Source organism: Catenulispora yoronensis (assembly GCF_039531695.1).
GTDB classification, from domain to species: domain Bacteria; phylum Actinomycetota; class Actinomycetes; order Streptomycetales; family Catenulisporaceae; genus Catenulispora; species Catenulispora yoronensis.
Genome location: NZ_BAAAQN010000064.1, coordinates 48,828 through 71,048, shown reverse-complemented (window position 1 = coordinate 71,048; position 22,221 = coordinate 48,828). Strand labels below are relative to the sequence as shown.

At 70.8% G+C, this 22,221-nt stretch carries 12 protein-coding genes; 3 read left to right on the top strand and 9 right to left on the bottom strand.

What is annotated here, in order from left to right:
• Positions 1–2,217: 2,217 nt before the first annotated feature.
• The 8 genes from ABD481_RS37720 to icmB all read right to left on the bottom strand — a co-directional run bounded on the left by ABD481_RS37720 (position 2,218) and on the right by icmB (position 14,943).
• Positions 2,218–4,374 carry a serine/threonine-protein kinase gene (locus ABD481_RS37720; protein ID WP_344670660.1) on the bottom strand — a complete coding sequence of 719 codons (2,157 nt, stop codon included), beginning with the start codon at positions 4,372–4,374 and terminating at the stop codon, positions 2,218–2,220.
• Positions 4,359–6,593 (bottom strand): serine/threonine-protein kinase, encoded by a 2,235-nt coding sequence (locus tag ABD481_RS37715; RefSeq protein ID WP_344670659.1) that lies wholly within the window; start codon positions 6,591–6,593, stop codon positions 4,359–4,361. The genes ABD481_RS37720 and ABD481_RS37715 overlap by 16 nt, the downstream gene beginning before the upstream one ends.
• A 78-nt stretch (positions 6,594–6,671) precedes the next feature.
• On the bottom strand, positions 6,672–7,910 hold the full coding sequence (locus ABD481_RS37710) for a VWA domain-containing protein (protein WP_344670658.1): 1,239 nt from the start codon (positions 7,908–7,910) through the stop codon (positions 6,672–6,674).
• Complete coding sequence (locus ABD481_RS37705; protein ID WP_344670657.1) at positions 7,903–10,224, bottom strand: DUF5682 family protein; 2,322 nt, start codon at positions 10,222–10,224, stop codon at positions 7,903–7,905. Before ABD481_RS37705 ends, ABD481_RS37710 begins: the two co-directional genes overlap by 8 nt.
• Positions 10,224–11,321 (bottom strand): ATP-binding protein, encoded by a 1,098-nt coding sequence (locus ABD481_RS37700; RefSeq protein ID WP_344670656.1) that lies wholly within the window; start codon positions 11,319–11,321, stop codon positions 10,224–10,226. The genes ABD481_RS37705 and ABD481_RS37700 overlap by 1 nt, the downstream gene beginning before the upstream one ends.
• A 130-nt stretch (positions 11,322–11,451) precedes the next feature.
• Complete coding sequence (locus ABD481_RS37695) at positions 11,452–13,032, bottom strand: DUF5691 domain-containing protein (RefSeq protein ID WP_344670667.1); 1,581 nt, start codon at positions 13,030–13,032, stop codon at positions 11,452–11,454.
• 121 nt (positions 13,033–13,153) lie between these two features.
• The gene (locus ABD481_RS37690) at positions 13,154–14,479 is read right to left on the bottom strand and encodes an SWIM zinc finger family protein (protein ID WP_344670655.1); all 1,326 of its coding nucleotides are present in this window, start codon (positions 14,477–14,479) and stop codon (positions 13,154–13,156) included.
• 59 nt (positions 14,480–14,538) lie between these two features.
• Positions 14,539–14,943: a coenzyme B12-dependent isobutyryl CoA mutase small subunit gene (icmB, locus tag ABD481_RS37685; protein WP_344670654.1), complete on the bottom strand. Its 405-nt coding sequence runs from the start codon at positions 14,941–14,943 to the stop codon at positions 14,539–14,541.
• Between the two features lie 358 nt (positions 14,944–15,301).
• Between icmB and ABD481_RS37680 the strand changes: the two genes are divergently transcribed.
• The gene (locus tag ABD481_RS37680) at positions 15,302–16,651 is read left to right on the top strand and encodes a M23 family metallopeptidase (protein WP_344670653.1); all 1,350 of its coding nucleotides are present in this window, start codon (positions 15,302–15,304) and stop codon (positions 16,649–16,651) included.
• Positions 16,652–17,382: 731 nt separating this feature from the next.
• Here ABD481_RS37680 and pcrA read toward each other — a convergent pair.
• The gene (gene pcrA / locus ABD481_RS37675; protein ID WP_344670652.1) at positions 17,383–19,884 is read right to left on the bottom strand and encodes a DNA helicase PcrA; all 2,502 of its coding nucleotides are present in this window, start codon (positions 19,882–19,884) and stop codon (positions 17,383–17,385) included.
• A gap of 459 nt (positions 19,885–20,343) precedes the next feature.
• Between pcrA and ABD481_RS37670 the strand changes: the two genes are divergently transcribed.
• Both ABD481_RS37670 and ABD481_RS37665 read left to right on the top strand, forming a co-directional pair.
• On the top strand, positions 20,344–21,063 hold the full coding sequence (locus ABD481_RS37670) for a PIG-L deacetylase family protein (protein ID WP_344670651.1): 720 nt from the start codon (positions 20,344–20,346) through the stop codon (positions 21,061–21,063).
• Positions 21,064–22,119 (top strand): aminoglycoside phosphotransferase family protein, encoded by a 1,056-nt coding sequence (locus ABD481_RS37665; protein ID WP_344670650.1) that lies wholly within the window; start codon positions 21,064–21,066, stop codon positions 22,117–22,119.
• The last annotated feature ends 102 nt before the right edge of the window (positions 22,120–22,221 follow it).

Genomic DNA, 22,221 nt, shown 5'->3' with positions numbered 1-22,221 from the left:
ACGACATGGCTACGATCCGACTTCGGGCGGCGGCCCGGTGGCGGCGGCGGTCGGCGGCGTCGTCGGCGCCGGCCTCGCCCTCGGCCAGCGCGCCGGCGTTGGGGTGGCCGGCGGCGGCCAGCGCCTTGATGAGCGCCCAGCGCAGCTCCTGGTCCACGGTGAGGCCGTCGTACCCGAGGTCGCCGGAGAGCAGGGCCTTGAGCCGGTCGAAGTCCGGGTCCTGACTCGCGGCGCGGACCGCGCCGTAGGCGAAGGCCACCTGGTGGTCGCTGCCCGGTGCGGCGCCGGCCAGCAGCTCCCACAGCCGCGCGGACAGCTCGGCGCCGGCGGCGGCCCGGTTGGCCGGGGCCAGGTACGCCTCGCGCACCGCGCTCACCTGGCGCAGCAGGTTCTGCACGACGCTGATGTCGGTCTCGGCCTCGATGTTGTTCAGCACGACCGCGAGGAACCGGCGGCCGGGGACCACCGCGTCCCGGGTCATGTGCCAGACGCCGGACCAGGCCAGGGCCCGGGCCATGCTGTCCGGCAGGGCCGCGATCCCGCCGCGCTCGAAGGCGTCGAACTCCTCGGCGGTGAAGCGGATCTTGGCGTAGGTCAGGTCCTGGTCGTTGAGCAGCAGCAGCGCCGGGCGCGGCTTGCCGACCAGCCGCGGCAGCTCGGTCAGCGGGCCGTCGACGTCCAGCTCGATCCGCTCGACCAGCTCGACCGCGCCGGTGGCCGGGTTCGGGGCGTAGCCGCCGACCGCGATCCGGTGCGGGCGCAGGGTCGGGTACTCCTCGACCGCGCTCTGGCGGATCCGGGCGGCGGTGACGACGCCGTCCGCGTCGGTGTCGATCTCCGCGGTCAGGGTGTTGACGCCGGCGGTCTCCAGCCAGGCCTGGGACCAGGCCTTCATGTCCCGGCCGGAGGTCTCCTCCAGCACTTCGAGCAGGTCGGCCAGCGAGGTGTTGCCGAAGGCGTGCCGCTGGAAGTAGCGGCGGGCGCCCTCCAGGAAGGCGTCCTCGCCGACGTAGGCGGCCAGCTGCTTGAGCACCGAGGCGCCCTTGGCGTAGGTGATGCCGTCGAAGTTGAGGCGGGCGTCCTCCAGGTCGCGGATGTCGGCGACGATGGGGTGCGTGGTGGGCAGCTGGTCCTGGCGGTAGGCCCAGGCCTTGCGGCCGTTGGCGAAGGAGACCCAGGCGTCGGTCCAGCGGGAGGCGTGGACCAGCGCGTAGGCGCCCATGAAGTCGGCGAAGGACTCCTTGAGCCACAGGTCGTCCCACCACTTCATGGTGACCAGGTCGCCGAACCACATGTGCGCCATCTCGTGCATGATCGTGTTGGCGCGGCCCTGGTAGGAGGCGTCGGTGGTCTTGGAGCGGAAGACCATCTTCTCGTTGAAGGTGACCAGGCCCGGGTTCTCCATCGCGCCGAGGTTGTACTCGGGGACGAAGGCCGAGTCGTACTTCCCGAACGGGTACGGGTAGTCGAAGATCCGGTGGTAGAAGTCCAGGCCGGCCTTGGTGACGTCGAGGATCGCCTCGGCGTCGAAGTACGGGGCCAGGGACTTGCGGACCATGGCGCTGACCGGGATCAGCAGCTCCGAGCCGTCGGGCCGGCGGACGGTGTGGGAGTCCTCGACGACGTGGTAGTCGCCGGCCACGACCGCGGTGATGTAGGTGGAGATCGGCTCGGTGGGGTGGAAGCGCCAGACGTTCGCGCCGGCCGCGTCCTGGGTCAGCTCCGCCAGGCTCTCGTTGGACCACACCCGCCACCGCGCCGGGGCGGTCACGGTGAACTGGAAGACGGCCTTGAGGTCCGGCTGCTCGAAGTTGGCGAACAGGCGGCGGGCGTCGGCGGGCTCGAACTGGGTGTAGAGGTACACCTCGCCGTCCACCGGGTCGACGAAGCGGTGCAGGCCCTCGCCGGTGCGGCTGTAGGCGGCGTCGGCCTCGACCACCACGACGTTCTCGGCCTGGAGCCCGGCCAGGTGCACGCGCGCGCCGTCGAACACCTCGGCGGGGTCGAGCGCGACGCCGTTCAGCGTCACCGAGCGCACCGCCGGCGCGAGCAGGTCGACGAAGCTCGCCGCGCCGGGCTCGGCGCAGGCGAAGCTGATGGTGCTCGTGGAGCCGAAGGTGGTGTCCCCGCGTGTCAGGTCGAGCTCGACGGCGTAGTGCCGGGCCGTCAGCAGCCGAGCCCGCTCCGCCGCTTCGTCTCGGGTCAGATTGCCGCCTGTCATCGATGGTCTCCTGTCGCGCGGTAAGGGCCGTCCACGCCGACGGCCTCCTGCGTCGATCCTATGAGCGCCAGGAAGCCCACAGCGACGGCGCAGACCGCGGCGATCCCGGCGTCGCGGTAGATGAGCAGCCCGTCGGTGCCGGCCCGCCAGGCGGCGAGGAAGCCGGTCCCGCTCCGGCCCGCCAGCCACGCGACGGCCGCGGCCTGCGCCGCGATGTACCCGGCGAACCCGACCGCGAAGCCGAGCACAGGGCGCCGCCGCAGACCGCCCACCCGGGCGATCCCACCGGCGAACAGCAGCAATACCGCGATCTCCAGGACGAAGGCGAGGGTCGGATCATGGATGGAGGCCGCCAGCTTGCCCGGCAGCACCTTGACCCCGCCTAGCGCGGCACCGGAGTAGGCGGCCAGCGCGACGACCCCGCGCCGCACCCCGAGGACGAAGCCCAGCGCCAGACCGACCGCGGCGAAGGTGACGGCGAGCGCGGTGCTCGGGTCGGGGAGGCTGAACACAGCGAGCAGCCCGGCACCGAGCAGCCCGGCGACCAGATCGCGGACCACGCCGCCGGGCAGCCGGTCGACGCCGACCGGCTGCCGCCACCAGGGCGCGGGCCGACGGGGCGGCTGCGGCGGCTGCACCTGCGGCGCCGAGGCCCAGTCGCGCGCGGCGAACGGATTCCCGAGCTGCGGCGGCCCGGGCGGCGACGGACTCGACGCCCCGACCATGGTCGCCAGCCGCGAATCCAGACGGCCGTCGGCACCGGGATCGGCGGAGAGCGCGAGGCTGACATCGTCGCTGCCCGGAAGCCACGGCGTCGGCGGGACCCACGGCTCGGCCGAGGGCGGCTCGGCGAGGTCCAGGTCGCCGGCGCTGGCGATGGCGGTGGGCTCGCCGTAGAGGCGGGCGGCGGAGGATGAGGAGGCCGGGGAGGTCGGGGAGGTCGGGTCCGGCTGGGCGGGCGGGACCGGGAGCGGGAGGCTTGGAGCCGGAACGCCCTGGACCGGAGCGCCCAGGCCCGGAACGCCTGGAGCCGGAGGCCCTGGAACTGGAATCCCTGGGCCCGGAACGCCCTGGATCGGAACAGGCAGAGCCGGAACACCCGAAGCCGGAACACTCGGGCCCGGCGCACCCGGCTGCCAAGGCGCCGGGATCGGCGCGGCCACCTCGGCCGACGCCCCCGCCGCGAACGACGGCCCGGTCGCGCCGCCGACCGCCGAGCCAGAAGGCTGACTCGTCTCCTTGCTCTCGCTCCCGTACAGCCGCTCCCCCGTCGGCCGCACGCGCTCCGCGCTCCGCGCCCCCGGGCCCAGGCCCAGGTCGATCAGGGTGTCGAGCTCGTCGGTGCGGACCGTCCACCAGCCGAGCAGGTCGCGGGGGGTGGGGCGGTCGCGGGGGTGCTTGGTCAGGCAGCGCAGGACGGGGTCCCGCAGCGGGATCGGCAGGCCGCTGACGTCGGGGTCGTTGTACTTGGTCGCGTACATGCGGGCCTCGGCGGGGCCGTCGCCGAAAGGGCCGGTGGCCTGGCCGGCGAAGGCGAGGACCGCGCCGAGGCTGAAGACGTCGGAGGCGGTGGTGACGCGTTCGCCCGCGATCTGTTCCGGGCTCATGTAGCCCGGGGAGCCGAGGACGGAGCCGGCGCGGGTCAGGAGGCTGTCGTTCTCACCGCGGGCGATGCCGAAGTCGATGACCTTGGGCCCGTCGGCGGCGAGCAGGATGTTGTCGGGCTTCAGGTCGCGGTGCACCAGGCCCGCGGTCTCGAAGGCGGCGACCGCCTCGGCCAGGCCGCCGGCCAGGGCGCGCAGGGCCCGCTGCTCCAGCGGGCCGGTCCGGCGCACGACCTGGCCGAGGGTGGGGCCGTCGATGAACTCGGAGGCGTACCAGGGCTGCGGCGCCTGCGGGTCGGCGTCGACCACCGCCGCGGTGAAGCGGGCCTGCACCGCGGCGGCGGCGCGGACCTCGCGGGCGAAGCGGCGGCGGTAGTCGGCGTCGGCGGCGATGTCCTCATGGATCAGCTTCACCGCGACCAGGCGGCCGTCCGGTCCGCGGCCCAGGCACACCAGGCCCATGCCGCCGGCGCCGAGCCGCCCCAGGAAGCGGTACTGCCCGACGCCGCGCGGATCACCGGACCGCAGCGGCTCTATCCCGGTTCGCATGTGAGGGTTCCGGAAGCCGTGGCGAGCACGAACGGCTTCCCGCCGTCCATCGGGTCCACCAGGATGCTGCCCGTCATGGTCGTGGAGTAGCTGCGGCTGCCGGCGAACCGCACCGCGCCGTTGCCCCGTGCGTCCAGCGTCACGCTCGCCCAGCCCCCTTGTGCCGACGTCGGCGTCCCGGTCGAGAACGCCACGTTCCAGTACCACCGCACCGTCGTCCCCGGCGTGCCGGAGATCGTTCCCGAGAAGTCGACCTGTCCTGGTGCGAGCGCGCATCCGGCCACTGTGTTCTGTGCCGAGAGCTTGCCCGTCACACAGTTCACCGTATAAGAGGCATGTGCGGACGTCACGGTCCCGACCGACAACTGGTCCCAGCCGCCGGCCCCGACCGCGAACGAATCGGAGACCGTCGCGGAGCCGCCGCTCACCGCGACGGTCTGCGGAGAGCTCTGAGACCCGTCGCTCCGGGTCCAGACGTACGTGACGCTCGCCGGAGCGGCACCGCTGTACGAGATCTTCCCCGTCACGGCGACATGCAGGGTCTTCGCGGAGCACATGCCGCTCGACCCGACCACCGCCGGATCGCTGACCGCCGCGGACACCGCGGACGGCGCCGGCGGCGGCGTCGACGTCGGCGTGGTGGGCGGGGGCGGCGGCTTCGCGGAGCTCGTCGGCGGCCGGGACGGCGCCGAGGTCGGCGGCTTCGACGCCGACGAGGTCGTCTTCACGCTCTTGCTGGTCGTCCCGGAGCCCGAAGCGGACGGCGAAGAAGTGCTCGACGTCGACCCCGCGGCCCCGCTCGCCGACGACGACGTGCTCGTCGCACTGGCCGCGCTGGTGGACGAGTCCGAAGCCCCGCCGGTCGGCGTCGGCGACGGAGAATCAGTGCTCGACACGTCATCGGTGGCGCTCGCGCTCGGTGCCCCCTCCGGGCTCGACGACGGTGTGTCCGTCCCCAGGAACGACGGCGTCGACGCCGCGATCTTCCCCGGCTGCCCGCTCGGCGCCATGTTCGCCACCACCATGGTGGTCGTCGTCGCGAGCGCCGCCAGTCCGGCGGCGGCTGCCCCGACCTTCACCTTGGTCGCCGACTTCCCGAGCCGGCGCCCGAGCCGCGAGCCGCGCGTCGACTGCTGTTCGGCCGAGCGTGCGCCGTGGGTGCCGTGGGTACCGGCCCGGCCGAGGTCTTCGACCTCTTCGAAACCCTGCCGCGGGATCGGAACCGCGCTCATCGCCGACGACGGCGCCCCGGCCCCGCCGGCCCCCGCGCCGGCACCGGCCCCGCCCGCCGAACCGGCCGATCCGGCCGAACCGGCGGCCCCCGCCGCCCCGCCGCCCTCGCCCAGCGCCAGCAGCGGGAACGCCGCGATCATCAGCGCGACCACCGCGGCCAGGTCCCGGGTCCCCCGTTCCTTCCAGTCCGTCCCGTACCCGGCGACCGCCACCCGCTCCAGGTGCGCCAGGAAGCTCGGAACGTCCTGATACCGCTGCCCGGGGTCCTTCGACAGCCCCAGCACCAGCAGCGGCCGCACCGGCTCCGGCGCCTGCTCCACCGGCACCGGCGCCGCCTCGTGGGCCTGCCGCAGGCCGTCCATCGTGTTCGACGAGAACGGCCGCTCCCCGACCAGCATCTCGAAGAACACGATCGAGGCCGCGTACATGTCGGTGGCCGGCGTGGCCCGCATCCCGTTCCACTGCTCCGGCGCCATATAGGCCGGGGTGCCGCGGCCCGGCGCGTCACGCCCGGCCGGCGCCGCCACCCCGAAGTCCGCGAGCTTGCTCTCGCCGCCGGTGTCGACCAGGACGTTCTCCGGCTTGTAGTCCCGGTGCACGACGCCCTGCGCGTGCGCGGCCGCCAGACCCAGCAGCGACCCCTGGAGCACGGTCAGCGCCGCCTCCGGCGAACACGGGCCGCGGGTGACCAGCAGCTTGCGCAGCGAGGAGCCGGACACCGCCTCCATCACGATCGCGGCGCCGTCGCGCGTCTGCACGTAGTCGAAGATCTGGACGATGTGCGGGTCCCGCAGCCGGGCCAGGGTCTCGGCCTCGCGCTGGAACTGCTCCAAGTATCGGGTCTCGCGCACCAGGTTCCGCGCGAGGTATTTGATCGCCACCGGCCGACCGGATCCGACGTGGTGCGCGAGCACCACGCGGCCGGTGGCCCCGGCTCCCAGGTCCCTGATTTCCTCGTATCCCGGAACCGACCATGTGGATGCCACCGTGACCACCCCCTCCTGGCTCCCAGAGTGCGCCCGGGAGGGGGCGGCCGGTATCCGTGGCTCTCCTAGTGTTCGGGATTATTGTTCGAGGAACTTGCTCAGATCCTGCCGCTGGATCGCGGCCGCCATCAGATCCCCGAACTTGTCCGGCGTGCAGGCGAAGGCCGGGACCCCCAGCGCGGCCAGGGCCGCGGCGTTCTCCCGGTCGTAGGACGGCGCGCCCTCGTCGGACAGCGCCAGCAGCACGATCACCTGGGTGCCGGCCGCGGTCATCTCCGCGACCCGCCGCAGCATCTCCCGCCGCACGCCGCCCTCGTAGAGGTCGGAGATCAGGATGAAGATGGACTCGGTGGGCCGGGTGATCAGCGACTGGCTGTAGGCGATGGCCCGGTTGATGTCGGTGCCGCCGCCGAGCTGGGTGCCGAACAGCACGTCGACCGGGTCGGACAGCTGCGGCGTCAGGTCGACCACCGCGGTGTCGAACACCACCAGCGAGGTCTTCAGCGACTTCAGCGAGGCCAGCACCGCGCCGAACACCGAGGCGTAGACCACCGACGCGTACATCGACCCGGACTGGTCGATGGCCAGCACCACGTCCCGCTTCACCGCGCGTTCCTTGCGCGCGTACCCGACCAGCCGCTCGGGCACCACGGTCCGGTACTCCGGCAGGTAGTTCTTCAGGTTCACCTGGATGGTGCGGCCCCAGTCGATGTCGCTGTGCCGGGGCCGGCTGGTGCGGGTGCTCTTGTCCAAGGCGCCGCTGACCGTGGCCCGCAGCTTGGCGCCGAGGCGCTTCTCCAGGTCCTCGACCAGCTTGCGGACCACCTGGCGCGCGGTCTCCTTGGTCTCCTCCGGCATCAGGTGGTTCAGCGAGAGCAGGGTGCCGACCAGGTGCACGTCCGGCTCGACCGACTCCATCATCTCCGGCTCCAGCAGCAGCTGGCGCAGGTTCAGGCGGTCGATGGCGTCGCGCTGCATGATCTGCACGACGGTCTGCGGGAAGTAGCCGCGGATGTCGCCGAGCCAGCGGGCGACCTGCGGCGAGGACGCCCCCAGGCCCGCGCTGCGCTGCGCCTGCTGCCCGCCCTTGGAACGGCCGCGGCCGGCGACGCCGCCGGTGCCGGTCTCGTAGCCGCCCTTGTTGTAGAGGGCTGCGAGCGCCTTGTCCATCTCCAGGTCCAGGCCGGAGAGCTTGGTGCCGGTGCCGTCGTCGTCCCCGCCGAGCACCAGGCGCCAGCGGCGCATGCGCTCGTCGTCGACCGGGCCGGCCTCGTCCGCCGAACGCTCCGGGGTCGCCGTTTCCAGCGTGTCAGACATCCGCAGCCTCTCTTTCCGCGCCCAGGCCGAGCAGCATCCGCACCACCGGCAGCGCGCGGTCGGCCCGCGCGGCGTCGAAGCCCGGCGCCTCGGCGCCCGCCGCCACCCCGGCCACCGGAGCCCCGCCCAGGGCCCGTGCCAGTTCGCCGATCTTGCGCCGCTCCGGGCCCTCGAAGTTCGAGAACGTGCGGCGCAGCAGCGGCAGCACGTCGGTGAAGGAGTCCGCCGGGATGCCGGCGATCCACCGGTCCAGCAGGCCCAGCAGCACCGGGTCGTGGATCAGCAGCATGGCGCCGCCGGAGAGCACGCCGTCCAGCCAGGCCGCGGCCTCGGCCGGCGCCACGCCCGGGGTCAGGGCCCGGCCCATGCGCCGGTTCAGCTCGTCGCCGTCGATCTTGTCGGCGTCGTAGAGCAGCCGCACCGCGCGCCCGGCGAGCAGGCCGGTCATGCCCTCGCGGTCGGCGACCGACTGCATCGCCTTGTACCACTGGGCACTGGCCTCGGGGTCGTCGAGCAGGCCGACCGCCTGGTGGGTGTTGTCCAACCGGGCCCGCATCTGCTGCGCGCCGTCCTCGTCCAGGCCGGTGCAGGCCTGCGGGAAGCCGAGCGCGATCCGGACCACCAGGGTGTCGGCGACCTTGCGCAGCGTCGAGGTGTCGGTGCCGCGCACGTCGCCGTACCGCAGGGTCCTGGCCAGCGCGGGCAGCGCGTCGGCCAGGTGCGCGACGTCGGTGTCCACCGCCGCGCGGTCGGCCAGCAGGCCCATGATCGGGTCCAGGGCGTCCGGGAGGTCGGCGAGCAGACAGGTCTCGACGACGTCGGTGATCCCGGCCAGCTGCTCGGCGTTGGCGGCGCGGTCGGCGGCCTTCGCCGAGGCCGCGGTCACCACGGTGGTGCCCCAGATCGCGGCCTCGACCAGCTTCACCGCGAACTCCGGCTGCCAGTCCAGGGCCCAGGCCTCCTTGAAGGTGCCGGTCCCGCGGGAGCGGGCCGGCGTGCCCCAGTTCACGCCCAGGATGTTCAGCCGGTGCAGCAGCCGCGACTTGTCGCCGTCGTTCGGCCGGCGCAGGTCCAGCTCGGCCTCGACCTGGCCGGGCCGGGGCTGGAAGCGCAACCGCTTCTGCTCCTTGGCCAGGTCGGCGGCCAGCGGAACGACCGGCACGTCCGGCGGCACCTCGCCGAGGTCCTCGCCGATCACCAGCTTGTCCCGGACCAGGGCCATCGGCGTGTCGTAGCCGCCGCAGAGCACGGACTGCACGGCGTCGGTGACCTCGGTGAGCCCGGGCAGGGTGCGCCCGCGCAGGGTGGCCAGGGTGTCGGCCAGGCGGGTGGCCTCGATCAGGTGGGCGGAGGAGACCGGCAGGTCCTCGGCCCGGAACAGCTCGGCGACCTTGGCCAGCCAGCGCTCGACGACCCGGTCCGGCGCCGTGAACAGGTGGTGGTACCAGCCCGGCGACTCGATGCCGGCGCCGTAGCCGGAGCGGAAGGACAGCCGGCCGTGGGTCCAGGGGACCCAGGTGGCCGTGGTCCGCACCTTCTTCGGCAGCTCCTTGAGCAGTTTGGCGTCCGGGGCGGCCGGGCCGATCGTGGCCAGGGCCGGGACGTGGAAGGCGCCGCAGACCACCGCTATGCGCTGGTGGCCGGCCTTCACCGCCTCCCGGATGCACTGGCGCATGTGGGCCTCGCGCTCCTCGTCCTCCGGCGGCGCGAAGTCGCGGACCGCAGCCATCGCGTCGGCGATCGCGGCGAAGGAGTCCAGCGCGGTGAAGGTGCCGTCGGCGCGCTGCTCGACGACGTCCTCCCACCAGCGTTCCGGATCGTCGTAGCCGGCCGCCTCGGCGAGGGCGGCGATCGGGTCCGTCCGGTGCTTAGCTTCAAGGATATGGGGTTCTTCACCTCGCCGTTGCTCGTCGTGACTCTGATCTTCGGCATCGTCGTGTTCTGCGCCGCGGCCTTGGTCTTCGCCGCCGTCCTCGGCCTGCTCGCCCTCTGGAACCTGGGCGAAGCGGTACGACACCGGCAGGTCGATGAAGCGCACCGGGACGCCGGACCCGACGCCGGCCCGCAGGGCGATCCACTCGGGCGAGAACTCGGCGAAGGGCCAGAACCCGGCTCGTGACGGATCGGCGTCGGCGTAGACCAGCAGCGCCACCGGCGGCCGCATCGACGGGTGCGCGGCCAGCGGGATCAGCGCGTCGGCCTCCGGCGGGCCCTCGATGAGGATCGCGTCCGGCCGCAGCTCGGCGAGCGCCGCCGCGACCGCCCTGGCGGATCCGGGCCCGTGATGGCGGATCCCCAGCAAGGTCACCGTCATCAGGCGCTGACCTCGCGGCAGCTGCGGTAGAACTCGGTCCAGCCCTCGCGGCCGCGGGCCACGGTCTCCAGGTACTCCTGCCAGACCAGCCGGTCGGTGGAGACGTCCTTGACCACCGCGCCGAGGATGCCGGCGGCGATGTCGGCCGGGCGCAGCACGCCGTCGCCGAAGTGCGCGGCCAGCGCGATGCCGCCGGCCACCACCGAGATCGCCTCGGCCGGGGACAGCGTGCCGCTGGGGGTCTTCAGCTTGGTCTTGCCGTCGACGGTCAGGCCGCCGCGCAGCTCCCGGAAGACGGTGACGACCCGGCGGATCTCCTCGTGCGCGGCCGGGACCTCGGGCAGCTCCAGCGCCTTGCCCAGGGACGCCACCCGCTGGGAGACGATCTCGATCTCCTCCTCGGCGGTGCCGGGCAGCGGCAGCACGACGGTGTTGAACCGGCGGCGCAGCGCCGAGGACAGCTCGTTGACGCCCTTGTCCCGGTCGTTGGCGGTGGCGATGACGCTGAAGCCCTTCTCGGCCTGGGTCTCCTCGCCCAGCTCCGGGATCGGCAGGGTCTTCTCCGACAGGATCGTGATCAGGGTGTCCTGGACGTCGGCCGGTATCCGGGTGAGCTCCTCGATGCGGGCGATCGCGCCGGTGGCCATGGCGCGCATCAGGGGGCTGGGGACCAGCGCGTCCCGCGAGGGGCCGTGGGCCAGCAGCTGCGCGTAGTTCCAGCCGTAGCGCATCGCCTCCTCCGGGGTGCCGGCGGTGCCCTGCACCAGCAGGGTGGAGTCGCCGGAGATGGCCGCCGCCAGGTGCTCGGAGACCCAGGTCTTGGCGGTGCCGGGGACCCCGACCAGCAGCAGCGCGCGGTCGGTGGCCAGGGTGGCGATGGCGATCTCGACGATCCGGCGCGGCCCGATGTACTTGGCGCTGATGGCCGTGCCGTCCGGGAGCGCGCCGCCGAGCAGATAGGTGGAGACCGCCCACGGCGACAGCTTCCAGCGCGGCGGCTTCGGACGGCCGGAGTCGGCGTCGGCCTTGCGCAGCGCCTCCAGCTCGGCGGCGAAGGCGTGCTCGGCATGCTGGCGGAGGACCGTGGTTTCAGTCATGGGAGGCAACTTTCGATTTTCGGCAAGGTGGTACCCACTCAAGGGTCCACCTTGGGGGAAGTGATCGGAGGGCGTCCAGCTCAGAAGAGGTACGGGGCGGATCGGGGGAACCGCGGCGCGAGCGGGCGGGTCAGACCGCGTCCAGCTCGGCGAGCATCAGGGCCCGGTCGCGCAGCATCGCGGCGAGGTCGTCCAGGTCCTCGGCCCACAGCGGCTGCTCGGCGCGGATCTCCTCGGCCTTGGCCGCGACGGCGGCGGCGAACGACGGCGGCATCCAGCGCCCGGCCAGGTTGTCCATGCCGAAGAAGCGGGCGACGTCGTTGCGGGTGGCGTTGGGCAGGTACGTGGGGAGCGCGGCCAGCAGCGCCTCGCAGACCGGGTCCGGCCAGGGCCGGCCCAGCCGGCTCAGGATGATCGGCGCGCTGTGGATCGAGTACTGCGACCGGTGGTCGGCCACCACGCCCAGGCACCAGCGCTCGGCGGCGTCGTCCGGCAGCAGCTCCAGCATGTCGGTGGCGGCGTTGACGGCGCAGAACGCCTCGGCCCAGGCGGCGTCCCGCTGGCGCAGCGTCGCCGAGCGCCAGCCGCGGTGGCAGGAGGCGGCCTCCCAGCGGTTGGCGGCGGTGGTGCGCAGCAGCTGGGCCGGCGAGCGGCCGAAGCGCTCCCAGGCGGACAGCGGGGTGGCGGCTATCAGGTCCTCGAACCAGTACGAGGGCTGCATCTTGGCCAGCCGCCGCTCGTCCTCGGTCTGCACCCAGCCCTCGCCGAGCCCGTCGCGCACCTGATCGGGGGCGAGCTCCAGCTTCTGGTCGCGGATCCGCACCAGGACCGCGTCGCCCTCGGTGACCACCTCGACCCAGGCGTGCAGGCGCTCGGTCATCCGCGCGGCGAACCGGGAGCCGGGCAGGGTGGCCAGCAGGCGCACCGCCTCGGCCCGGACCTGGCGGGACTTGTCGTCCAGGGCCGATTCCAGGAACGGCTCGTCCTCCGGCCCGAGGCCGACGGCGAGCGCCTCGACGTAGGCGGCGCGGGTCTCGGCGGCGTGGCCGGGCTGCCCCCAGGCCTCCTCGACCAGCGCGCGGGCCGCCGCCGGGTCCTTGGCGCGGAACCAGGCGAGGTAGCCGATGCGCTCGTGCGGCTTGTCGGACTGCCAGGCGTCGGCGTCGGGCGCCGAGGCGTAGCGGGTGAAGGTGGACCACTGCTGGTTCTGCTTGGCCAGCCAGGTCCCGCGCGGGCCGGCCAGCGTCATCAGGTCGGCGCGGACCGCCTTGCTGCCGCGGGCGTAGTCGAACAGCGGCGGGAGCAGCTCGGCCGGGGCGCGGCAGCCGGTCCGGGCCGCGGCCTCCAGGTACTCCGGGAGCGCCTCGGAACGGGAGGCGACCAGCGCGGTCAGCCGGGCCGAGGTGGCGGTGGGCAGCAGCGGGCGCGGGTCCGCGGCGGCGGAGCGGGCGGCGGTCTTCACGGCCGCGCCCGGGCCCTCGGCCTCGCCCTGCTCGCCGACCAGCTCGGCGGAGTAGGCGGAGCCGGCGCTGCCGGCCCGGCGCCAGGCGCTCATGAGGGCGGCCGAGCTGAGCAGCGCCGAGGCCGGGTTCTCGCCCGGCGCCGAGAAGCGGCCGCCGGCCGGCGGCGTGCGCCGGTCGGTGCCGACCAGGGCCGTGGAGACAAGGTCCTGCCAGACCTCGGATCCGGTCTGATCGGGGGCTTCGTTCATGGTGCTCACCGCGCTTCCGCCAAGTAGGAGATCCCCACAGCCTTCGCACTGATGTCCACAGATTGTGCACCACGCCACTGACAACTTAGGGCCCCGGTGCCAATACCCTGAAATTCCCACATCAGAGGGCCACCGCGGCGCCCTCGGACCACACCGTCAGCGGCTCCAGGCCCGCGTCGGTGTAATCGCCGAACACTGTCACGGGGTGGCCCCCGGAGACCGCCAGGAGCCGCCACAGGGCGGTCTCCTCGCATATCAGGGGCACGCGACGCCCCTCGGCGTCGGAGAGCTCCCCGGCCCGGTCCGGGACCGCCCGCACGACCACCACCGGCCACCCCTCCTGCCACGGGTCGACGGCGAGGGCGGCGGCGAACGCGTCGGCGGCGTCCTGGAGCGTGCCGCCGGTGGGCACCGCGGCGACGTCCACGAGCTCGCCGGACTCCATCTGCGCGCGCAGCGGCAGCGCCTCGGAGTGGAAGGCCATCTCGGCGTCGTAGACGGCCCCCACGGGCAGCGCCAGGGTCGGCGCCTGCTGCATGGCCCCGAAGGCCAGGAGCAGCGCCAGGCGGCCGCTCTCGGCGCCGCGCAGCCAGATGCGGCGCTCGGTGAGCTTGTCGGCGGCGCGGTCGCGGGTGCCCAGGACGTGCCAGCGGTCGGCGACGCGCTCGCCGTCCCGCCGCACCGCGTCGGCGTCGACCGAGATCCCGACCCGGCGCCGGACCGTGTCCCGCATCGGCGGCGGCAGCTCGGCCAGCCGCGACCACGCCTCGCACAGCAGATGCAGCCGCGCGAACTCGGTGAGGACCGCGTCGGGCCACCGGTCGCCGGCGGACGAGCGCGCCGAGGCCAGGGTCCGCACCCGGTTGGCGACGCCGGGCGCCTGGGCGTCGACCAGCCGCTTGGCGACCGGGTCCACGGCGCTGTAGGAGAGCGTCCCGGAGTCGCTGATACCGGCCGCGATCTGGTCGGTGAGCCAGCGGTCCAGATCGGCCAGCCCGTTGCCGACCCGCTCGGCCCGCTGCGCGGCCCGCTTGGCCGCGCCCTCCGGATCGGCGGCGGCCTTCTCGGCCTTGGCCGCGCTCCGGGCCGCCGACTTCTCCGCGCGGTCCTTGCGGGACGCGGCCCAGGCCTCGACCCGGTCCGGCAGCTCCTCGGCGGCCGCGATGGTGCCGGCGGCCCAGAGCAGAAGGAGGCCGAGCGCGTGCTTGCAGGGAAACTTCCGGCTGGGGCAGGTGCAGCTGTAGGCGGTGTCCGAGTCGGCCACCGAGACCGTGACCTGGTAGGGCTTGCTGCCGCTGCCCTTGCAGTCGCCCCACAGGAGGCGCTCGGACTCTTGGTGGCCGGTGTCCGACCAGGGGCCGGGCACACCGAGCTTGGCACCGGCTTTCTGGGACGACGCGTCCGGGGCCAGGGAGTTCACCTGGGCGGCGGTCCAACGTTCTGCCATGGACCGAACACTATTTCAGGGCACCCACAGCGCCACCGGATCCGGGGCGCCCCGAAACGTCAGGCGTGCGCGAGGTTGGCGTTGACCCAGTCCACGATGTCCTGGGTCGACGTCCCCGGGGTGAAGATCTCCACGACACCCATCTCCTTCAGCGCCGCGAAGTCGGCCTCGGGAATGATGCCGCCGGCGAAGACCTTGATGTCGGCGGCTTCCTTCTCCTTCAGAATCTCGATCACCTTCGCGCACTGCGTCATGTGCGCGCCGGAGAGGATGGACAGACCGATCGCGTCGGCGTCCTCCTGAATGGCGGTGGCGACGATCTGGTCCGGCATCTGGTGCAGACCGGTGTAGATGACCTCCACCCCGGCGTCGCGCAGGGCGCGGGCGACGACCTTCGCGCCACGGTCGTGCCCGTCCAAACCGGGCTTCGCGATAACGACGCGGACCGGTGCTGACTGGCTCATACCACTGCCTCCACTGGCTGGTTAAGGGCGATCGCCGGTGATCGGCCGCAAACACTGAACACAGTATCCGACCAGGGTCGAGGGCCTCTGTAGTCCCGGACTGTGACGGTCCGCACAGTGTTGCGTGAGGATCATCGGACTTCCTGCGAGAACACCGGTAAACCGCTTGCAAAGCGCGCGCAAAGTCCGCCGAACCGTTGTCCGTCCATAGCTGAAGGCGCTAAAGTCGCGACTCGGTAACGGCGTTGTCCCCACGCGGTTTCCAGATCGAGTCCCGGCTGTCCCACGTTCCCAGGAGGTATAGGCCGTCATGGGAAAACATGGCTCGTCCCAGTGGGATAGTGCGTGGCAGGAAGCCATGGCGCCCTCGGACGAGGACAGCCTCTACGGTTCTTCCGACGGCTACCAGGCGGTGAACGACTGGTCCGGGGTCTACGCGGTGCCGACCCCCGAGGTCCACATCCCGCACCAGACCGGCTACGACTACGGGTCGTCCCCCGAGCAGGCCGCCTACAGCGAGCCCGCCCCGCAGCCGATCATGGACCAGAGCTACTACGAGTCGGTCTACGCGGCCTATTCGACGCCCGCGCCCGAGCCGACCTACCAGCAGCCCGAGGCCTACCCGCAGCCCGAGTTCTACGGCCAGCCGCAGTACGAAGAACACAACTTCCACCACCCGGACTTCGACACCGGCCAGTTCGAGGCCATCTACGAAGAACCCGGCTCCACGGAAGCCTCCTACGACCTCCTCCCCGACGGCGAGGGAACGTACGACGCCTACGACGGCGAGGGCTACGACGACTACCTCGACGACGAGACCGAGGGCAACTACCGCGACGGCTACAGCGGCTACGGCGACGACCTGGGCGAGGACGACCCCGACGACGTCCCGATGAGGTCCCGCAGCCGCTCCAGCTTCGGCCCCAAGCCCGAACCCACGCCCCGCTCCACCCCCCGCCCCTTCGGCACCAAGCAGCCCCGCGTCCCCCTCCCCGGACGCCGCACCCTCCACGCCATCACCTCCACCCCCGCCGCCGTAGTGGGCGTCGCAGCCGTGGCCGTGGCAGCCGTGGGCGGCCTCCGCCTCCCCTCGAACCACACCGAGAACACCGCCGACGCGGCCAGCCCCGCCACCCCCACCACCAACGCCCTGGAACAGAACCTGCTCCAAATGCGCGCCGCCTCCGCGAACCTGGCCGACCGCGCCACCCGCTCCGAGCAGCGCAGCGAACTGATGCAACAGCAGGCCCTGGAAAAGCAACGCCTGGCCGAAATGGCCCCGAAGTACTTCCTCCCGGTCCAGGACCCCATCATGACCGCCGGCTTCGGCGACTCCGGCGCCCGCTGGGCCAACCTCCACACCGGCCAGGACTTCGCAGTCCCCACCGGCACCAAAGTAGTGGCCATCACCGACGGCACAGTGATCGAAGCCAACTACGCCGGCGCCTTCGGCAACCGCATCGTGATACAACACCCCGACGGCTCCGAAACCTGGTACTGCCACCTCAGCGTGATCAAAGTCCGCAGCGGCAAGGTAGCAGCCGGCCAAATAATCGCCCTCTCCGGCGACACCGGCAACTCCACAGGCCCCCACCTCCACTTCGAGTACCACCCCCCAGGCCAAGCCGACCCCATGAACGGCGTCCCAGGAGCCTCCACAGCCGTGGACCCGGTACCGTTCCTGCGAAGCCACGGCCTGCTGCCTTAAAGCACGCCAACGCGATCAGCTGCCCCGCCACCAGGCGACGGGCAGCTTTTTCGCGCAGACGACCGGCTTGGCGACCAATTGCCCAACCAGCATCACGACCGGCGGCGGCCAGCAGAACAGGCGGGCATGGCAAAAAGCCGCCCAGCCACCATCACGACCGGCGGCGGCTAGCAGAACTGATCGGCATCGCAACCGGCTGCCCAGCCAACATCACATCGGCGGCGGCCAGCAGGACCGGTGGTCATCGTGACCGGTCGCCTCGCTTTTTGCTTTGCCCCAAAGTTAGGTCTTCGGTTCCGGTCTTTCCGTCGCTTCGGCGGGCGTAGCCAATCGCGCCGCCCAGGCGGTGTCAAGGCTCGCATCAGCCGGGGCACAAGCCTGAAGGGTCGCCTTGATACCGCCTGGGCGGTGTGATTCCTTCAGGCGACGATGCGACGGAAAGACCGGAACCGAAACCGGAACCACAGCGCAAAGCCGCGCCAACCCGCCTGGCCCACTCTTTCCAGAGCGAGGCCCTCCCCGGAGGGGCCGCCGGAGGCGCCTTTGACCTTGACTGGCCCTTGATCTGGCCTTTGACCTTGGGTTTCATCCATCTCCCCAACAGCTCTCGGAGATCGACAGCACCCCCCACCCAACGACCGCCACCGACCAGTCAGCACCATGGCCGAAGGTCGTCAAAAAAGCCTGAAACCCGCCACCGACCCCCCAACCCCACCACCACCCCTAACCCCCTACAACTTCTGCACCGGCGCCATAGTCAACAACAACGTCCGCACCCCCGAAGACCCAAAATCAATAGTCGCCTCATCCCGCTCCCGCCCACTCACCGCAACAACCGTCCCCATCCCGAACGAGTCATGAATAACCCGATCCCCCGGATCCAACGAAATCACCTTCACCGGCGCCTTCCGCTGCTGGAACCCCCGCGAAGTCCGCCGATCACCGAACGGCGACCTCTCAGCCGTCTTCGGCTCCGGAGCCGTCCGCTCCCACTCCACAAGATTCTCAGGAATCTCCCCCAAGAACTTCGACGGCGGGTTGTACTGCGGCGCGCCCCACGCCGAGCGATACACGGACCGTGACACATAGAGGCGCTCACGAGCCCGCGTAATACCCACATACGCAAGGCGTCGCTCCTCCTCCATCTCCTTCTTATCCCCCATCGATCGCATATGCGGGAAGACCCCATCCTCCATCCCCGTCAAGAACACGACAGGGAACTCCAACCCCTTAGCACTATGCAGCGTCATCAGCGTGACCATCCCCTCATGGTCATCACCATCAGGAATCTGATCAGAGTCCGCTACCAACGCCACCCGCTCAAGGAACTCCGGCAACCGCCCCTCAGGCTGCCCCTGCTCAAACTCCAACGCGACCGCGAGAAGCTCTCGAAGGTTCTCAATCCGCGTCTCATCCTGCGGATCATCAGAGTCCTGAAGCTCCTGCAACAACCCCGTCCGCTCCAGTATGGCCTCCAGGACATGCGCCGGCCCGTACTCATCGGCCATCGCCCGCAGCTCGTCCATCATCCCGGTAAAGCCCTGAACAGCCTTAACAGACCGAGCAGCCAACCCCGGCGCCTCATCAACCCGCCGCAACGCCTCACCAAAAGTCAACCGATCACGCGAAGCAAGCCGATCAATAGCCTCCTCCGCCTTCTCACCAATCCCGCGCTTGGGCGTGTTAAGAATCCGACGCACAGACACCACGTCATCCTCATTCGCAAGCGCCCGCAGGTACGCCAGCGCGTCACGAACTTCCTTACGCTCGTAGAAGCGCACACCCCCGACAACCCGATACGGCAACCCAACCCGCACAAAGATTTCTTCAAACACCCGGGACTGCGCATTGGTGCGATAGAAGACCGCCACTCCTCCGTAAGTCGTCTCCTTCGCATCCGACAACCGATCAATCTCTTCGGCAACGAACTGCGCCTCGGAATGCTCATCATCGGCGACATAACCAGTAATGAGCTTGCCCGCACCGGAGTCGGTCCACAGGTTCTTGTCGCGACGCCCCTTGTTGTTCTCAATAACAGCGTTGGCCGCGCTCAGAATAGTCTGCGTGGAGCGGTAGTTCTGCTCCAGCTTGATAACCTTGGCGTTGGGATAGTCACGTTCGAACTCAATAATGTTACGGATCGTGGCGCCGCGGAACGCATAAATACTCTGGTCCGCATCACCCACCACACACAATTCAGCCGGCGGCAGCTTCTCCTCTTCCACATCTCCCGCCCCAACCCCAACCCCAAACTCAGCCCCATCCCCATCCCCATCCCCAACTCCAATACCAGCCCCAACTCCAACCCCACCACTCCCCACCAAATCCCCATCAACAGTCCGCCTCTCATGCCGCCCCACCAGCTCCTTCACCAGCTGGTACTGCGCATGATTGGTGTCCTGGTACTCATCCACCAAAATATGCCGGAACCGCCGCCGATAATGCTCCGCAACCATCGGAAACGCCTGCAACAAATGCACCGTCGTCATAATAATGTCATCGAAATCCAGCGCCTTCGCACTGGTCAACCGATCCGAATACAACCGATATACCTGCGCCAGCATCCGCTCGGCCTCGGTCTCGGCCCGACTCGAAAACGTGTCGTGGTCGACCAATTCATTCTTCAGCTTGGAAATCTGCCCCAGCAGCGACCGCGGCGTGTGCTTCTTCGGATCGATCTCCAGATCCCGCAGCACCATCGTCATCAACCGCTGCGAGTCGGCCGTGTCATAGATCGAGAAGTTGCTCGGCAGCCCGGCCGTCTTCGCCTGCGCCCGCAAAATCCGCACGCACGCCGAGTGGAACGTCGAGACCCACATCAACCGCGCCCGCGGACCGACCAGATCCTCCACCCGGTGCCGCATCTCGGCGGCCGCCTTGTTGGTGAACGTGATGGCCAGGATCGAACCGGGATGCGCGTGCCGCTCCCCCACCAGGTAGGCGATCCGGTGGGCCAGCACGCGAGTCTTGCCCGACCCGGCACCCGCGATGATCAACAGCGGCGTACCGGCATGCAGCACGGCACTGTGCTGCGGCTCGTTGAGCCCCTCCAACAGCGCCCGCGCCCCCGCCGACTCCTCCGGCGGCACCCACGCGTCCTCCGGCTCCTCCCACCCGTCCCAACCCGCCTGCTCGGCATCATCCTCGTCGAGCCAGGCCGGCGGCTCGGGCAGCGTCCGGTCGGTGTGCCGCTCCGCACCGGCACCACGCTGCTCCCTGATCTCATCGAGCATGGGAAACAGCGGAAGGGCACCGGGGGCGAAGAGGGAAGAACTCACTCCAGGATTTTCGCAGACCGGACTGACAACGCGGGCATGGTCCGCCAGATGAGTCCCTCACCGGGCGGAACGTGGCGGAAACCTGGCGCGACACCCGCCACGGAACACCACGCCCCACCCCAGTGTTGGCGCTACAGAGTGCTCCAACCACCAGGAGCGCCCAAACTACAAGGTGCGCCCACCACCAGGTGTCCGACCGCATGACCACAGGCCTAGGCCTAGGCCCAGGACCAGGACCAGGACCACGGACCACGGACCCCGACCCCACCAGCACCAGCACCAGCACCAGCACCAGCACCAGCACCAGCACCAGCACCACAGCAACAGCAACAGCAACAGCAACAGCAACAGCAACAGCAACAGCAACAGCATCTTCAATCCCTCATCCCCTCACCCTGCCCCAGGAGCTGACCCATGCCGGACGAACGCGAGATCAAGCGCATCCTGGTCGTCACCGCCCACCCCGACGACGTCGACTTCGGCGCCGCCGGCACCGTGGCCACCTGGACCGACGCCGGCATCGAGGTGGTCTACGCGATCGTGACCAGCGGCGACGCCGGGGAGGCGTTCCCCGACACCCCCCGCTCGGAGGTCGGCCAGCTGCGCGAGGCCGAGCAGATCGCCGCCGCGAAGTGCGTCGGCGTCACCGACGTGCGCTTCCTGCACTGGCCCGACGGCCGCCTGACCCCGTCGCTGGAGCTGCGCCGCGACATCTCCCGGGTGATCCGCCAGGTCCGCCCGGACCGGATCCTGATCCCCACCGCCGAGCTCGACCTGGAGCGCATCTACGGGTCCCATCCGGACCACCGCGCGGTCGGCGAGGCGGCCATCGCGGCGGTCTACCCGGACGCCCGCAACCCGTGGGCCCATCCCGAACTGCTGGAGGCCGAGGGCCTGGAGGCCTGGACCGTGCCCGAGACCTGGGTGATGTCCGCCAAGCACGCCAACCAGGCGGTCGACATCACCGACGTCTTCGACCGCAAGGTCGCCGCGCTCCAGGCGCATGCCTCCCAGACCGGCGGCCGCGAGGGCATGGAGAACATGCTGCGCAGCTGGGGCACCGCCGTGGCGCAGAAGCAGGGCCTGGGCGAAAACCGGATCGCCGAGGCGTTCCAGGTCGTCGATACTCGCTGAATGCTTTTCAGCGAGGTGGAACGCGGCACGCTGGCTCCGATCACCCCTTGGGAGGACCCGGCGTGGCGCGCGGAGGTCGAGGCCTGGATCCGGACGACGCTTGCCGACCTCGGCCTCACGGCAGCCCGCGACGGCTGGCGGGCCCGAATCCGACGCTGGTCGGTGCTGTGCCGGGTGCCGCTGGTGGGAACCAGCACCGCCACCACCGGAGAACGAGAGCCAGAACCAGAGTCAGAGCCAGAACCAGTCTGGTTCAAGGCCAACCCCGAGCCCTCCCGCTTCGAAGCAGCAATCAGCTGGTACCTCGGACAGCACCACCCCGAACACGTGCTGACCCCGCTAGCCGTTGACGTCGAGCGCGGCTGGACCCTGCTTCCTCACGGTGGTCAGATCCTGCGGGACGGTCTAGCAGCCCGCGAATCTGCCTCGGCCTCGCTCTCAGCCTCAGTCGAGGACTGCATCCCCGTAGTCCAGCAATACGCGCAATTCCAACGCGCAGTATCGACCGACCACGTCCTCGCGTTAGGCGTACCGCACCTCAGCGTGAATACGCTCCCTGAGACGATCAAGCAGATCGAGGCCGCCGGACAGTCCCTGTCCGCCACCGACCGCGCCCTTCTCGACGCGCGCCTTCCAGACTTCACCACCTGGTGCCACGAACTCGCCGCCACCGGCGTACCGGACGCCCTGGACCACGCCGACTTGCACGCCGGCCAGGTCTTCGCGCCCACCACCACCACCACCACCACCACCACCCGCTACCGCTTCTGCGACTGGGGCGACGCAGCAGTCACACACCCCTTCACCAGCATGCTGGCACCAACACGCGCCGTACGCCGCATCGGCGCGAACACCAAGGACGTGGCGCGTCTCCACGACGCCTACCTGGAGCCTTGGACCGCCGAGTACGACCGCGCAGCGCTTGCCGAGATGCTCACTCTGGCCTGCCGCGTCGAAGCGGTGGCGCGGATCCTCGTCTGGAACCGGGTGTTCCCCGGAAACCCCGGCGGGAGTCCCGGCTGGGCCGCCGAATTGGCCGAGGCCGCAGATTACTAACCACCCCAACGTAAGGCGGTCCAGTGCACGTCACCACCGTGCACCGGACCGCCTGACGGGCCCGCCTCACGGGCCGTCTGAGATCCCCCCTCGCAACACAGC